Here is a 13,701-nt window from a genome sequence, read left to right as displayed (position 1 = left end):
TCAGCGTCCTCCGAGGTTTTGCGTATCGAGGCGGCCGGCGGCAGCACCGGCGAGCGCGCGCTTGCGCAGCACGGCGGGCGCGGTTTCGACGAGGCCGAACGACAGCACGCACGCGAGGATCGCGCCGGCGGTCGACGTCCACATCGCGAACTGCAGGCCGTACTTGTCGGCCGCGAAGCCGGCGACGGTCGGCGCGACGAAGCCGCCGATCAGCTCGCCCGCGCCCATGATCAGCCCGAGCGCGCTGGCGATCGCGCGCGGCGGCACCGTTTCGGCCGGGATCGTCGCCATGAACAGCGTGAAGCAGCCGAGTCCCGTGTACGTGGCGAACACGAGCGCGCCGAGCGCCCAGACCGAGCCGACGTGGATCAGCACGACCGGGCACACGGCCGCGATCAGCGCGAACACGATCATCGTCGGCTTGCGGCCGATCCGGTCGGAGATCGCCGGCACCGCGAAGCCCCAGAACACCCACGCGGCACCGAGGCAGGTCATCACGACGCCCATGCCGGACGGCGACAGGTGACGGCTTTCCACGAGGAACACCGGTGCGAACGAGATGATCACGACGAACCACGTGAGGAAGAAGCAACTGATCAGCACGCACAGCAGGATGTTGCGTTCCTTCAGCAGCGCCCAGCGGTTGACCTCGGCACCGCCGCTTGCGGCCGGTACCGCGGCGGTATCGGCCTGCGCGTGCCGCACGCCGCCGGGCGGCACTTCGCGCACCCAGCGCCAGATACAGAACGCGATCAGGAAGCCCGGGATGCACGATACGTAGAACGCCTCGCGCCAGCCGTACGTGGTCGCGATGCCGATCACGACCGGCGGCCCGATCATCGCGCCGAGCAGGCCGGCGGCCGAGCCCTGCAGCAGGCCCATGTTCAATCCGCGACGACTCGGTGTCGAGCTTTCGACCATCAGCGATTGCGACAGCGGCAGCACGGGGCCTTCGGCGATGCCCATCAGCGCGCGGAATGCGATCAGGCTCGCGAAGCCGCCGACGAGCCCGGACAATGCCGAGCACACGGAAAACCCGAGCACGGCCGCGATCAGCAGCGGCTTGCGCGTGCCGCGCGCATCGGACCACGCGCCGGTCGCGGCGCCCGACAGCGCCCACGTGAGCGCGAGCGCGGACGACACCATGCCGAGCTGCGTGTTCGTCAGGTGCAGCTCGGCCGACATGAACGGGAACAGGAACGACAGCGCGAGGCGGTCGAAGAACACGAAGCCGAACGTCATGAACAGGATCAGCAGCAGCCTGTTCTCGTACGTCCAGGCGGATCCGGATGAGGAGGGGGATGTCATGGGAGGCCTCGTCGCGCGTCAGCGGAACAGCTTCTCGATCGCTTGCGCGCCGAGGCCGACCTTCTCGTAGTGTGCCTTGCACATCGCGATGTACGAGTGCACGTCGAAGTAGCCGTCGGGGTTGCCTGCTTCGTCGAGCCAGATCAGCGGCCCCTTGACGATGAAGAACGCGCGCATCGGCTCGGGGTGATCGAACGCGACCAGCGTGTGGCCTTCGCCGGGCGTCTCGTACACGAAGTCGCCGCGCGTCGCGGTCCATTCATGCTCCAGGTAGCCCCATTTCCCCGACAGCGTGTACGCGAACACCTCGTGCGGGTGATAGTGCCGGTTCACGAGCCCGGCTTCCTTCGCCATCAGGATGTCGCACCATTTGTTCTGCGACGGCGAGATCCACAGCGGCCGCGACGAAACCGTTTCGGTGAACGGAACGTAATAGCGCTCGTCGTCGGTGGCCGCGTTCGGGATGTACGCCTCGGGCAGCGCATCGGGCTTGAACGGATTGGCAATCGCCGGGATGTCTTGCCAGAATTCGGATACGGCTTTGTCGACCACGGCTTGTCTCCTTGTGTGGGTTGTCGTGGGCTCGACTTTAGCCAGCCGGTGCGCGCCGCTCTTGACTGGGCTGGACGAATTGCTTGACCGCGCCGGACATTGCACCGCACCAAAATCCAGACGAACCATCCCCCAATCCGTGCCGATCCGCACGACAGGCGCCCGCAGGAGGTGACGTGACGAATTCGACCGTTCTTTCATGCACGCGAGGCTCGACGGCCGACGTGCCGGCGCGCGACAGGATGGCGTACTGGGATGCGTTCAATGCGGCGACGCTGGTCGGGCTGCGCTGCTCGTCGCTGTCGCCGGCCGGGCTCGAGGTCGAGAAGACCGACATCGCGCTGCCGGGCCTCGGCATCGCCGACATCAGCGGCCAGGATCACGTGATCGAACGCGGCCCCGCACTGGTGCGCCAGCTGCCGAAGGAGTCGCTGTTTGCGTGCCAGATCGTGAGCGGACGCGCGTATTTCATCCAGCGCGACCGGTGCCTGCTCGCGGAGGCCGGGGATGTGGTCGTCTACGACACGCGCGTGCCTTATCTGTTCGGATTCCTGACGCCGATGCGGCAGCTGCTGATCGACATTCCGGTCACGTCGTTCGACGACCGGCTCGATGCGGAGCTGGCTGCGCTGCCGCTGCGGATCGCGCCGAAACCGGGCGCGGGCGCGATGCTCGGCGCGACGTTGCGCGCGAGCGTCGAGCGGTTCATGAAGGATCCGGTCGAGCGCGATGCCGCGCGGTTTGCCGAACACACGCGCACGCTGATCGCGGAACTCATCGACACGGAAGTGAACGGCGCGGGTGCGTCGCGCGCGTCGCTGTCGTACCTGCTGACCGCGAAGCAGTACATTGCGACGCATCTCGGCGAGCCGGAGCTCGCGCCGCAGGCCGTCGCCGATGCGGTCGGGCTGTCGCTGCGGCACCTGGGCAGGCTCTTCGCGGCCGAAGGCGAGTCGATCACGCAGCACATCTGGTCGGAGCGGCTGTCGCATGCGCATCGCGAGCTGACCGATGCGCGGCTGCGCAAGACGAGCATTGGCGAGATCGCGTTTCGTTGGGGATTCTCGAGCCAGGCGCACTTCAGCCGCGCGATTCGCGAGCGCTACGGTGCGTCGCCGATGGCGCTGCGCGATGCGGCGCATGCGGGCGCGGGCTGACACAGGTTTTCTGACAGGCCGGCGGCGCGTGTGTCACGCGCCGCTTTCGTTTCCATGACGCACCAGGCCGCAATACGTGCGCCGCGTCACTCCGTCAGCATGAACTCCGCGCAGCGCTCCGCGATCATGATCGTCGGCGCGTTCGTGTTGCCGGACACGATGCGCGGCATCACCGATGCGTCGCAGATCCGCAATCTGTCGACGCCTTGCACGTCGAGGCGCGGCGTGACGACCGCGTCCGCATCGTTGCCCATGCGGCACGTGCCGGCCGGGTGATAGACGGTTTTCGCGCGGTGCCGCACGTAATCGGCGAGTGTCGCGTCGGTCAACGTCTCCGCTTCGCGGACGATGCGTGCGAGCGAAGGCGCGCGGATGATCTGCCGCGCGAGCGCGACGCCGCGCACGAGGCCGTCGACGTCGGCCGGATCGGACAGCGCGCCGCTGTCGAACCGGATCGGCGCGGCCGGGTCCTTGCCGCGCAGTTGCACGGAGCCGCGCGAGCGCGGCCTGAGCAGGCACGGGTTGATCGACAGGCCGTGGCCGGGCAGCGGCGCGCGATCGACGTCGCCGACGAGCGTCGGCAGCACGTGGAACTGGATGTCCGGGCGGCCGCTGCCGGTCGTGTCGACGAACGCGCCCGATTCGACGACGTTCGACGTCAGCAGGCCCGTGCGGCACAGCATCCACTGCAGCCCGTGCCGCAGCGCCTTCAGCCCGCGATCCTCGCCGAGCAGGCTGACCGGCGTCTGGCTGCGGCCGTAGATCGATACCTCGAGATGGTCCTGGTAGTTCGCGCCGACTTCACGGCTGTCGTGCAGCACGTCGATGCCGTGCGCATGCAGGTGCGCGCCCGGCCCGATGCCCGACAGCATCAGCAGCTTCGGCGTGCTCAGCGCGCCGGCCGCGAGCACGACGCCGGCGCGCGCGGCGGCCGACCCCGTTGCGCCGCTTTCGGTGCGCCAGTCGACGCCCGTTGCACGCCGCCCGTCGAACCGGATGCGCGTCACGCGGCAGCCGGTCAGCACGCGCAGGTTCGGATGGGCGATCGCGTCGGCCAGATAGGTGGCCGCGGTGCTGCCGCGCTGCCCGTCGAAGATCGTCGTGTGATAGAAGCCGACGCCGTGCTGCGCGGCGCCGTTGAAGTCGTCGTTGTACGGAATGCCGGTTTCCTGCGCGGCCTTCACGAACGCGAGGCTCAGCGGATGCCGGAAGCGTGTGTCGCCGACCTTCAACGGCCCGTCGGTGCCGTGGAACGGCTCGGACAGCCGCAAGTGCGATTCGGCGCGCTTGAACACCGGCAGCACGTCGTCCCAGCCCCACCCCGTGCAGCCGAGCGCGGCCCAGTCGTCATAGTCGTCGCGCGTGCCGCGCACGTACAGCATCGCGTTGACCGAACTGCCGCCGCCGAGCGTGCGGCCCTGCGGCACGTAGGTCTTGCGGCCCGCCGCACCGGGCTGCGGCTCGCTCTCGAACGTGACCGTGCGCTGCGTGCCGAGCACCCGGATGAACGTTGCCGGAATCCGGACGAACAGGCTGTCGTCCTTCGGACCGTCCTCGAGCAGCAGTACACGCCTGCCGGCCTTCACCAGCCGATGTGCGACCGTACAGCCGGCCGAACCGCCACCGACGACGATATGGTCGTACGTCTCCATCCCGCTTCTCCTCCTTGCTGTCGGGCGGCGAAACGAGTGCCGCCGCACAGGAAGCCAGCTTAGCGAGCGGGTTGCGGCCCCTTTTGACCGGGACGGACGCCGTGCTTGTCTCGCCGGGACACGGCGACGGATGGCGGAGCGAACAGGCCCTAGCGCGTGTCGGCCGGCACGCGCGTGTCGCTCGGCGTCTCGCCGAACCGCGCGCGATAGCTGCGGCTGAAGTGCGCGCTGTTGTTGAAGCCCCAGCGGAACGCGATTTCGCTGACCGTCAGGTGCTTGAGCGACCGGTCACGCAAGTCGGCGCGGCAGCGTTCGAGCCGCCGCGCGAGGATGTAGCGCGTGAGCGGCATCCCCTCGATCTCGAACACGCGCGCGAGCTGGCGCGGCGACAGGTTGATCGCGCGGCTCACCGACTGGCTGTCGAGATCGTCGTCGGCGAGATGGCTGTCGATGAACGCCTTCGCGCGCGACAGTGTGTGGACCGTCGACTTCGTCGGCGACGCATCGCCGTCACGCAGCCGCAGCATCGACTGCACGAGATCGAGGATCGCGGCGGCGCGTCGTTCGCTCGCGTCGGGCGTCGGTTCCTGCGGCGCGGCGAGCAGCGCGTACACCTGCCGCACGGCCCACGACGTCACGCCGTCGTCGCGATCGATCTTGACGAGGCTGCGGTAGCGCCACGGGCCGACGCGTGCTTCGAACACGTCGCGCGGCACGTCGAGCACGGTCATCGCCATGTCGGCCGGAAAGCCGTGACCGTACGGCATCGACGTGTCGTACAGCACGAGGTCGCCGGGCGCGTGCTGCATGCAGTCGACGTCCTGGAACGTATAGCCGCGCCCCTCGTGCATCAGGCAGATGAACACGGCGTCGCGCTGGTCCGCGTGAATGTTGTGCGGCGTGCGCACGACCGCATGCCGGTTCGCGACGATGTCGCATGCGCTGAACAGCCCGAGATCGCGCTTGCGCATCGATGCGTCGATCCCTTCGGACGACTTGCCGCTGCATTCGATACGAACGAGCGTGCGCGCGACATGGTCGACCCAGAAGTCGACGCGCTCGGCGCCGCGTACGGCGCGCGTCGAGACCGTGGCGATCTCCGTGCTGGTGTCCGGCATGACGTTCTCCCAATGGCCGCCTGAGCGGCGCAGTCTCGGGCACGCCGAATGGCGCGGTCAATCCGTGAAAGACCCGGGGCCGGCGTGTGACGCGCTTGCCGCGGGGCGCTGCGGGCGGACGCGCGATCGATGTCCGGCCGAGTCAACGGAAGCGGCCGTGCGAGTCAAAACGTCAGCACGATTTTCGGATAGGCGATACGTGTTTACTTCGACGAAGACGATGGCAGCCCGAGCGACACGTCCTGCTCGTAACCCATCTTGCCGTCACGGAACTCGACGCTCACGTAGCCGGCCCGCTGTGCGTTGGCGACGTTCGCGTAGATCGACGTCATCACCATCCCCGCGTCGCAGCCCAGCGCGATCGTGCGGTCGACGCGGCCTGTCGCGATGTTCACGGCGCGCAGCGACTGCATCGCGATACCGCACTTGTCGGACAGCGCATAGGTGCCGACCAGCATGTGCGTCTTCGTGCGGTACCACATCGGAATATCGACGGTGCCGTCGAGCTGGAAGTGATCCTGGTCGTTGTCGTTCAGTCGCCCGACTTCGTTCAGCGTGATCGGGAGCGTGTTGCGGCCGTCGTCCCAGGTACCGGTTGCCGTTTTACCGGCGACCGTCAGCGCAATCGGGCAAGGCTGCGGCCGTGCTGGCGATGCAGCCGGCACGACCGGCGAATCGGCGTTCGACGCGGGCGATGAGGCTTCGCACAGCGTCATGCGGCCGTCGGGCTCGCGATGGCCCCGCAACGGGATCGGCTTGCGATGCGCGTCGTAGTAATAGCTGCCGTCGACGCGCCAGCGGCCCGCGTCGTGGCGGTTGATTGCGTCGTAGGTCTGCAGCGACACGTGAATGGGTGCATTGCCGATCGTGCCGGTGTAGTTCGCGATTTCGTACCAGCCTGCCAAGGACGCGGCCGGCGCGCAGGCGAGCAGTGCGGCAACCGTTGCGGAGAACGGGCGGGAGAATCGGGCGCGGCGCGTGATTCGGGTCATCGGCGGTCGGTGTGCGTGGGTGGGATCGGGCGCGAAGGATGCTCGCATTGTATCCATCCGTCATTTCCGACCTTTCCGCCTCCGCACACACGGCGAAACCGAAGCACTTACGACACAGGCCGGTCGCGAAACCGCGCGGATTGCGCGACTCCACCGACCGGCCTGCTGCCGCCGCCGCGATTGTCAGGTCGCGCTGGCCTCGTCGATCTGGCGGATGTCGTCCTGATCGAGCTGAATGCGGATCGCTTCGCCGAGCAGCTCGAGCTGCGCGAGCGACGTCGCGCTGGCGATCGGCGCGGTGATCGTCGGCCGCGCGATCTGCCACGCGAGCGCGATCGCGGCCGGCTGCGTGCGGTGTTTCGCCGACACGGCGTCGAGTGCCGCCAGGATGCGCAGCCCGCGTTCGTTGAGATAGCCGGCGACGCGATCGCCGCGCACGCTCTTCTTCAGGTCGGCCTCGCTGCGGTACTTGCCCGACAGGAAGCCGCTCGCGAGCGCGTAGTAGTTGACGACGCCGAGCTTCAGGTCGCGCACGACCGGCTCGAGATCGCGCTCGTAGCCGGCGCGGTCGACCAGGTTGTACTCGGGCTGGATGACCTGGTACGCGGGCAGCCCGTCGCGCTGGCTGATGGCGGCGGCTTCGCGCAGGCGCGCGCCGCTGTAGTTCGACGCGCCGATGATGCGCACCTTGCCGGCTTCGATCAGCGTCTGATACGCGCCGAGCGTTTCTTCGAGTGGGGCCGTGTCGGCGAGATCGCGGTGCGAGAAATACAGGTCGATGTAGTCGGTCTGCAGGCGGCCGAGCGACTCGTCGACGGCCTTCAGGATGTTGTCCTTCGTCAGCCCCGCGCGTGCGCCCAGCAGGCCGACCTTGGTCGCGATCACGACCTGCTCGCGCTTGCCGGAGCGCTTGAGCCACTTGCCGATGATCGTTTCCGATTCGCCGCCGCTGTTGCCGGGTACCCAGGCCGAATAGACGTCGGCCGTGTCGATGAAGTTGATGCCGGTATCGGCGAGTGCGTCGAGCAGCGAAAACGACGCGTTCTCGTCGACGGTCCAGCCGAAGACGTTGCCGCCGAACGCGAGCGGCGAAACCTGGATGGTCGATGTGCCGAGGGTGCGATGTGCCATGTTCCTCTCCGATAACTGCGGGTAACGGGATTGAACTGCGGGATGGGGCGTTGCGAATGCGGCGGGACGGCGAAGTGCGTGGTGCGCATCCACCGTTGTCGCGGGACACAGGACATTCTCGCCGATCGCTTCGGTTCGTGCAGCCGGCGCGTGGCCGCGATGGCGCGCGACTTGCAGCAGATGGCGGACGCTTCGTCCGTTACGTTAGTGTTTCGTATGGCTGCGTTCGATCGGGCGCGATTTTTTGCAGCGGGGAGCGCGAAGAGGGGTGGTGGTTGCCCCGGCGTTGCGCCGGCGCGGAAGGAGAGATGGGCGGCAGTCGGCCGCCCGTGCGAGATGAATTCGGTCAGCGCAACTGCACGGCCGCGAGAAACAGCACCATGCTGCCGATCGCGCCATCCAGCACGCGCCACGCGACGGCCTTGCGGAACCACGGTGCCAGCAGTCGCGCGCCGTAGCCGAGCCCGAGGAACCACACGACGCTGACCGTCATCGCGCCGATCGCGAACGCGAGCCGCGCGCCTTCCGGCTCGCGTGCGCCGGCCGTGCCGATCAGCAGGAACGTGTCGAGATACACGTGCGGATTGAGCCAGGTGAACGCGAGCGTCATCAGCACGATCGAGAGCGCGCCTTGCGATGGCGGCGCGACCGCGTCGCCGCGCACGTCGAGCGTTGCGTGACCCGGCTTGAACGCGCGGCGCAGCGCGTTGATGCCGAACCAGGCGAGATACGCGAGGCCGACGTACAGCACCGCATGAACGAAGGTCGGATAGCGTTCGACGAGCACCGACGCGCCGCCGACGCCCGCGCCGATCAGGATCATGTCGGACACCGCGCACAGCAGCACGATCTTGCCGACATGCGCGCGCATGATGCCTTGGCGGAGGACGAACGCGTTCTGTGCGCCGATGGTGACGATGAGCGAACCGCACAGGGCGGCGCCGTGGGAAAAAGCGAGCCAGTTCATGATGATGGGCAGCGGTGGAAGCAGTAGACGAATGAATCGGGTAGCGCTAGTCTGCGGTCAGCATGAGAATAAGAGAAGCTAATTCACCTAATGCGGATTAAGGAAATCTAATGCTCGACTACGCGTTGCTCGATGCCCTCGCGGCCGTGATCCGGCACGGTTCGTTCGAGCGGGCGGCCAAGGAGCTGAATGTCACGCCGTCGGCCGTGTCGCAGCGCGTGAAGCTGCTGGAGGAGCGCGTCGGCAGCGTGCTCGTCAAGCGCGGGCAGCCGTGCGTCGCGACGACGTCGGGTGCGCTGCTGTGCCGGCATACCGAGCGCGTGCAGTTGCTCGAAGCCGAACTGGGCGGCCGGATGCCGGCGCTGCCGGGCCAGATCGCGAGCGCGTGGCCGACGTTGCGCGTGGCCGTCAACGACGACAGCGTCGCGACGTGGTTCATCGACGCGGTCGGGCCGTTCTGCACGGAGCGCGAGACGTTGCTCGACCTCGTGATCGACGACCAGGATTACACGGCGTCGCGCATTCGCGACGGCAGCGTGCAGGGCGCCGTGACCGCGCAGGCCGAGCCGATCCAGGGATGCCGCTCCGAGCGGCTCGGGCGCATCCGCTATCGCGCGGTGTGCTCGCCGGTGTTTTACGAACGCTATTTCGGTGCGGGCATCACGCGCGACGCGCTGCGCCGCGCGCCGTGCGTGATGTTCAATCCGAAGGACGGGCTGCAGGCGCGTTTCATCCGGCGCGTGACACGCGCGGATCTCGATCCGCCGCAGCACTGGATACCGCACGTCGCGGGTTATCTGCGCGCATGCGAAACGGGATTGGGATGGGGGATGTGCCCGGACCGGATGGTCGATCGCCAACTGGCGGCGGGCGAGCTGGTGGACATGTCGCGCGGGCGGACCGTCGACATCGATCTCTACTGGCAGAGCTGGCGTCTGTCGATCGGCTGGCTCGACGACTTCAGCGCGGCGCTGAAGGCGCGCGCCGCGCTGTTTCTCGATTGATTCGGGGTGCGATGCAGGCGGCGCGCGAGCCGTGCGCGCCGCGCGGGATCAGACGTGCTGCAGGCCGTCGAAGTCGACGATCTGCACGTGGCGGCCCTGCATTTCGATCAGGCCGCGCTTCTGGAACTTCGACAGCGTGCGGCTGACCGTTTCGAGCGTCATGCCGAGATAGCTGCCGATGTCTTCGCGCGTCATCCGCAGGTTGAATTCCGACGGCGAGTAACCGCGCTTCAGGTAGCGCGACGACACGTCGAGCAGGAAAGCGGCGACGCGCTCCTCGGCATTCAGCGAACCGAGCAGCATCGTTTGCGACGTTTCGCGCACGATCTGTTCGCTCATCAGCTTGTGCATGCGCAGCTGCATCGAGCCGGCTTCGGAGCACAGGGTCTTCAGCGCGCTGTACGGGATCACGCAGACGGAGCTGTCTTCCAGCGCGACCGCGGTGCGCGGGTGGGTGTCGTCGCAGATACCGTCGAGGCCGAGCGCTTCACCGGCGAGATGCAGGCCCGTGACCTGTTCGCGGCCGTCATGGCGCGTCGCGACGGTTTTCAGCGAACCCGAGCGCACGGCGTACAGGTTGTCGAATGCGTCGCCTTCGCGGAACAGCGCTTCGCCGCGCTTGACGGGGCGAGCCGCGCAGATGACCGACTCGAGGCGGTTGAGTGCTTCGGGTGCCAGGCCCTGCGGCATGCACAGGTGCCGCATTGCGCATGACGAGCAGTGCGCGGCCTGGCGAGGCGCCCAGCTACCGGCATGAGGCGTGGCGGCGGGACGTGTGGCGACGGGCGTCAGCATGATCGTTTACTCCGGCGTTGAATCGACGGAATCATTGTCCCACCGCAAGTTGCCGCTGTCGGGTGACAAAACGTCGCGACCGGCGGCGCATGCCGGATGCCGTCAGGCGGCGGGTTCGTCGACGTTGGCGGCCGCCGGAATCAGCAGCACGGGCAGCGTGGCGTGCCGCACGCATTGCTCGGCGATGCTGCCGAGCACGAGGCGGCGGAACCCGCGGCGGCCGTGCGTGCCGAGCACGAGGAGATCGGCGCCGAACGCCTTCGCGCCGTCGAGGATCAGCGACGACACATCGTTGATCGACGTCGCTTCGTTCAGCCGCGTTTCGCCTTTCACGCCGGCGGCCTGCATCAGCTTCGTGAAATCCTGCGCGAGTTCGTTGCCCTGCGCGACGAGCTGATCGCGCAGCACGGACGGATCGTAGCCGGGCACGTTGTAGTAGATCGCGGCGTTCTCGACGACGTAGAACGGCTGCAGTTCTGCGCCGTGCGCTTTCGCGAGCGCCAGCGCGGCATCGAACGCGTGGCGGGACGTGTCGCTGCCGTCGACGGCAACCAGAATACGCTTGTACATAGTGTCTCCGAGTGGCGAGTTGAAACGAAGTCGGCCGGATGGCCGATCAGGCTGGGCAATGCGCGATGCTGCGAGGCAGAGTAAACCAACGGCGGGGACTTTGCAGTGAGGTACTCGTCGGGGCGCGTGGCTGCGTCGCGCGACGTGCGGTGCGTGGCTCGGTCGTGGTCGCCGTTCGCGTCGGCGGGCGGGAACGCATGAGCAGGCAGCGGCATGACGCGTTGCATGGGTACGCGCATCGATGCACCGCACGTATCGCCATTCAATCGCAATCGCGCCGTTTCGGCATGACTTCGATCAACGCATGTGCATCGGCACGATTCGCGGCGTGCATGAAGCCGCCGATGCCGATGCGTGAAATCGTTCACTCGAGCATCGGTCGATCGCGCACGCCGATCCATCGGCATCGGTTGCCGCCGGTGCCGGCACGCGAACGAACGATCGATTCAAACGCCGCGCCGGCTACCTCGGCACGGCGGTCAGCTCGATGATGCGTTCCGGCCGCCGTCCGTGGCCGGGCCAGTACGTGCTGCCGTACATCCTGTGAACGGGACCGAACAGCGCGTTGCCCGGCGCCGGCGCGTCGAAGCCTTTCTCGATCACCATGTAGCCCGCGCGCAGGGCGAACGCCGGATGGTTGCCGCCGGGTCGGCTGTCGAAGCCGGCGAAGCCGTCGCCGGCTTCCGGCATCGCATTGACGAGCGACGCGTTGCTGCGCGTGATCTGGTCGGGCGAGATCGGCCCGCCGCCGGCGAGGTGCGACGCCTCGCGGTTCTTGCCGTCGGTGTCGACTGTGCTGTCGTGCGTGTCGTCGTTGTCGAGCTCGACGCTGCGCGGATGCACACGACCTGTTTGACCGGATGATTCCATCGCGGCTCTCCTGGCGGCGAAAACGCTCCGGATCGAAGCAAATCCCGTTCCGGGCACGACGGGAAAAGGCGCGCGGGCGATCGCCGCGGTCGCGCGACGCGCACTGATTTGTCATGATTTATTTCAGCTAGAAGACGCGTTTTCTACAGAGTATGATTCTTTTCCTGCGAAGCGGCGACAGGGGATGCAGTCTCGCCGCCTCTGCCCGCGCCGGGGCGCCGCAGCACCCTTAAAGACGGGTAGTGAACAACAAAGCAAGGGACTAGAGGTGGCGGATTCATGCAAGCGACTACTGCCTTCACGCACCGCGGTTATCTGTTGAACTGCGCGCCCGCGCGCGCCAGCGATGGTTCGTTCAAGCCCTACGTCGTGATCTCCCGATCGAGCGACGGGGAGCTCGTTGCGAACCGTTTTTTTCCGATCGAGCTCCAGTTCAACGACGAAGGCGACGCGATCGCGCACGCGCGCGACTGGGCCGTGCGATGGATCGACGCGAGCAGTATCACGATGTGACGCCGCCGTGCTCGCGCCACGCCGGCCGTCCGGCCGATCCCCGGTGTACCGCCCGCGAGCAAAAAACGCGGTAATCTTGTGGAACCCGTCACTTTATTAGCGGCCGTGCGACCAAGCGCGGCCGCCCGCATTGGCATATGTCGACATCACCCGCCCGTCAGTGGGGCCTCGAAGAAATCGTCGCCGGCTTGCGCGAGTCGCGCGAGGAACTCCATCGCACGCGCCATCCGCGCGGTATCCGTGAACTGCCGTCGCGCGATGCGATCTGCAAGATTGTGACCGGCCTGCGCGCGTCGATGTTTCCGACGCACTACGGCGCGCCGGACCTGACGGACGAAAGCGTCGACTACTACGTCGGCCACACGCTCGAAAGCACGCTGCGCATCCTGTCCGAGCAGATTCGCCGTGCGCTGCCGTTCCTGCCCGAGCATGCCGATACGCCGTTCGCCGAGCTCGACGAACGCGCGTTCGAGATCGCGCGCGAATTCGGCCGGCAGTTGCCGGCGGTGCGCGCGCTGCTCGTCAGCGATATCCAGGCCGCGTACGCGGGCGATCCGGCCGCGCAACACATCACCGAGATCCTGCTCTGCTACCCCGGCGTGCTGGCGATGATGCACCATCGCCTTGCCCACGCGCTGCACCGGCTCGGTGTGCCGCTGCTCGCGCGATTCATCAATGAAATCGCCCACTCGGCCACCGGCATCGACATCCACCCGGGTGCGCAGATCGGCCCGAGCTTCTTCATCGACCACGGCACCGGTGTCGTGATCGGCGAAACCGCGATCATCGGCGAGCGCGTGCGCGTGTACCAGGCCGTCACGCTCGGTGCGAAGAGTTTCCCGGCGGATGGCGAAGGCGCGCTGGTCAAGGGCAATGCGCGCCACCCGATCGTCGAGGACGACGTGGTGATCTACGCGGGCGCGACGATTCTCGGCCGCGTGACGATCGGGCGCGGCTCGGTGATCGGCGGCAACGTGTGGCTCACGCACAGCGTGCCGCCGGGCACGAGCGTCGCGCAGGGCAAGGTTCGCGAAGGCGGGAGCGCCGAGAAGCCGTAACGCGGCGCGCGGCG

General features: G+C 67.5%; 14 protein-coding genes. 4 read left to right on the top strand and 10 right to left on the bottom strand.

Annotation, left to right across the window (positions count from 1 at the left end):
- Together AC5LXX_RS30455 and AC5LXX_RS30450 are read right to left on the bottom strand one after the other, a co-directional pair.
- Window positions 1-1,308 carry an MFS transporter gene (locus AC5LXX_RS30455; protein ID WP_493412237.1) on the bottom strand — a complete coding sequence of 436 codons (1,308 nt, stop codon included), beginning with the start codon at window positions 1,306-1,308 and terminating at the stop codon, window positions 1-3.
- Window positions 1,309-1,326: 18 nt separating this feature from the next.
- Window positions 1,327-1,860: a 2,4'-dihydroxyacetophenone dioxygenase family protein gene (locus tag AC5LXX_RS30450; RefSeq protein WP_124456759.1), complete on the bottom strand. Its 534-nt coding sequence runs from the start codon at window positions 1,858-1,860 to the stop codon at window positions 1,327-1,329.
- A gap of 176 nt (window positions 1,861-2,036) precedes the next feature.
- Between AC5LXX_RS30450 and AC5LXX_RS30445 the strand changes: the two genes are divergently transcribed.
- Window positions 2,037-3,017: a helix-turn-helix domain-containing protein gene (locus AC5LXX_RS30445; RefSeq protein WP_493412236.1), complete on the top strand. Its 981-nt coding sequence runs from the start codon at window positions 2,037-2,039 to the stop codon at window positions 3,015-3,017.
- Window positions 3,018-3,103: 86 nt separating this feature from the next.
- On the opposite strand, the gene AC5LXX_RS30440 is transcribed toward AC5LXX_RS30445, so the two are convergent.
- The 5 genes from AC5LXX_RS30440 to AC5LXX_RS30420 form a co-directional block, all read right to left on the bottom strand.
- Window positions 3,104-4,669 (bottom strand): GMC family oxidoreductase, encoded by a 1,566-nt coding sequence (locus tag AC5LXX_RS30440; protein WP_493412235.1) that lies wholly within the window; start codon window positions 4,667-4,669, stop codon window positions 3,104-3,106.
- A gap of 149 nt (window positions 4,670-4,818) precedes the next feature.
- Complete coding sequence (locus AC5LXX_RS30435) at window positions 4,819-5,787, bottom strand: helix-turn-helix domain-containing protein (protein ID WP_493412234.1); 969 nt, start codon at window positions 5,785-5,787, stop codon at window positions 4,819-4,821.
- A gap of 203 nt (window positions 5,788-5,990) precedes the next feature.
- On the bottom strand, window positions 5,991-6,779 hold the full coding sequence (locus AC5LXX_RS30430) for a hypothetical protein (protein ID WP_493412233.1): 789 nt from the start codon (window positions 6,777-6,779) through the stop codon (window positions 5,991-5,993).
- 183 nt (window positions 6,780-6,962) lie between these two features.
- Window positions 6,963-7,910 (bottom strand): aldo/keto reductase, encoded by a 948-nt coding sequence (locus AC5LXX_RS30425; RefSeq protein WP_493412232.1) that lies wholly within the window; start codon window positions 7,908-7,910, stop codon window positions 6,963-6,965.
- 346 nt (window positions 7,911-8,256) lie between these two features.
- Complete coding sequence (locus tag AC5LXX_RS30420; protein WP_124456754.1) at window positions 8,257-8,877, bottom strand: LysE/ArgO family amino acid transporter; 621 nt, start codon at window positions 8,875-8,877, stop codon at window positions 8,257-8,259.
- Window positions 8,878-8,987: 110 nt separating this feature from the next.
- On the opposite strand from AC5LXX_RS30420, the gene AC5LXX_RS30415 reads away from it, so the two are divergent.
- A complete protein-coding gene (locus AC5LXX_RS30415; protein ID WP_085038216.1) occupies window positions 8,988-9,881 on the top strand; it encodes a LysR family transcriptional regulator ArgP in 894 nt (297 codons plus the stop codon).
- A 48-nt stretch (window positions 9,882-9,929) separates the two neighbouring features.
- Here AC5LXX_RS30415 and fnr read toward each other — a convergent pair whose 3' ends face one another.
- From fnr to AC5LXX_RS30400, 3 genes are all read right to left on the bottom strand, one after another.
- Window positions 9,930-10,676: a fumarate/nitrate reduction transcriptional regulator Fnr gene (gene fnr, locus AC5LXX_RS30410; RefSeq protein WP_493412231.1), complete on the bottom strand. Its 747-nt coding sequence runs from the start codon at window positions 10,674-10,676 to the stop codon at window positions 9,930-9,932.
- A gap of 102 nt (window positions 10,677-10,778) precedes the next feature.
- Window positions 10,779-11,246 carry a universal stress protein gene (locus AC5LXX_RS30405; protein WP_493404314.1) on the bottom strand — a complete coding sequence of 156 codons (468 nt, stop codon included), beginning with the start codon at window positions 11,244-11,246 and terminating at the stop codon, window positions 10,779-10,781.
- 462 nt (window positions 11,247-11,708) lie between these two features.
- Window positions 11,709-12,116, bottom strand: a complete 408-nt coding sequence (locus tag AC5LXX_RS30400) for a DUF3005 domain-containing protein (protein WP_493412230.1) — start codon at window positions 12,114-12,116, stop codon at window positions 11,709-11,711.
- A 279-nt stretch (window positions 12,117-12,395) separates the two neighbouring features.
- Between AC5LXX_RS30400 and AC5LXX_RS30395 the strand changes: the two genes are divergently transcribed.
- Both AC5LXX_RS30395 and epsC read left to right on the top strand, forming a co-directional pair.
- Window positions 12,396-12,629 carry a hypothetical protein gene (locus AC5LXX_RS30395; RefSeq protein ID WP_059238184.1) on the top strand — a complete coding sequence of 78 codons (234 nt, stop codon included), beginning with the start codon at window positions 12,396-12,398 and terminating at the stop codon, window positions 12,627-12,629.
- A 137-nt stretch (window positions 12,630-12,766) separates the two neighbouring features.
- Entirely contained in the window at window positions 12,767-13,687 is a 921-nt protein-coding gene (gene epsC / locus AC5LXX_RS30390; protein ID WP_124456750.1) for a serine O-acetyltransferase EpsC, read from the top strand.
- Window positions 13,688-13,701 lie beyond the last annotated feature (14 nt).

The organism is Burkholderia torrens (assembly GCF_984668525.1).
This window is presented reverse-complemented; position numbering and strand designations above follow the sequence as displayed.

Bases quoted from the DNA above. Each gene is read 5' to 3' on its own strand.
- AC5LXX_RS30400 (WP_493412230.1), bottom strand. From the start codon at position 12,116: ATGGAATCATCCGGTCAAACAGGTCGTGTGCATCCGCGCAGCGTCGAG.
- AC5LXX_RS30455 (WP_493412237.1), bottom strand. From the start codon at position 1,308: ATGACATCCCCCTCCTCATCCGGATCCGCCTGGACGTACGAGAACAGG.
- AC5LXX_RS30425 (WP_493412232.1), bottom strand. From the start codon at position 7,910: ATGGCACATCGCACCCTCGGCACATCGACCATCCAGGTTTCGCCGCTC.
- AC5LXX_RS30420 (WP_124456754.1), bottom strand. From the start codon at position 8,877: ATGAACTGGCTCGCTTTTTCCCACGGCGCCGCCCTGTGCGGTTCGCTC.
- AC5LXX_RS30440 (WP_493412235.1), bottom strand. From the start codon at position 4,669: ATGGAGACGTACGACCATATCGTCGTCGGTGGCGGTTCGGCCGGCTGT.
- AC5LXX_RS30415 (WP_085038216.1), top strand. From the start codon at position 8,988: ATGCTCGACTACGCGTTGCTCGATGCCCTCGCGGCCGTGATCCGGCAC.
- epsC (WP_124456750.1), top strand. From the start codon at position 12,767: ATGTCGACATCACCCGCCCGTCAGTGGGGCCTCGAAGAAATCGTCGCC.
- AC5LXX_RS30405 (WP_493404314.1), bottom strand. From the start codon at position 11,246: ATGTACAAGCGTATTCTGGTTGCCGTCGACGGCAGCGACACGTCCCGC.
- AC5LXX_RS30435 (WP_493412234.1), bottom strand. From the start codon at position 5,787: ATGCCGGACACCAGCACGGAGATCGCCACGGTCTCGACGCGCGCCGTA.
- AC5LXX_RS30395 (WP_059238184.1), top strand. From the start codon at position 12,396: ATGCAAGCGACTACTGCCTTCACGCACCGCGGTTATCTGTTGAACTGC.
- fnr (WP_493412231.1), bottom strand. From the start codon at position 10,676: ATGCTGACGCCCGTCGCCACACGTCCCGCCGCCACGCCTCATGCCGGT.
- AC5LXX_RS30430 (WP_493412233.1), bottom strand. From the start codon at position 6,779: ATGACCCGAATCACGCGCCGCGCCCGATTCTCCCGCCCGTTCTCCGCA.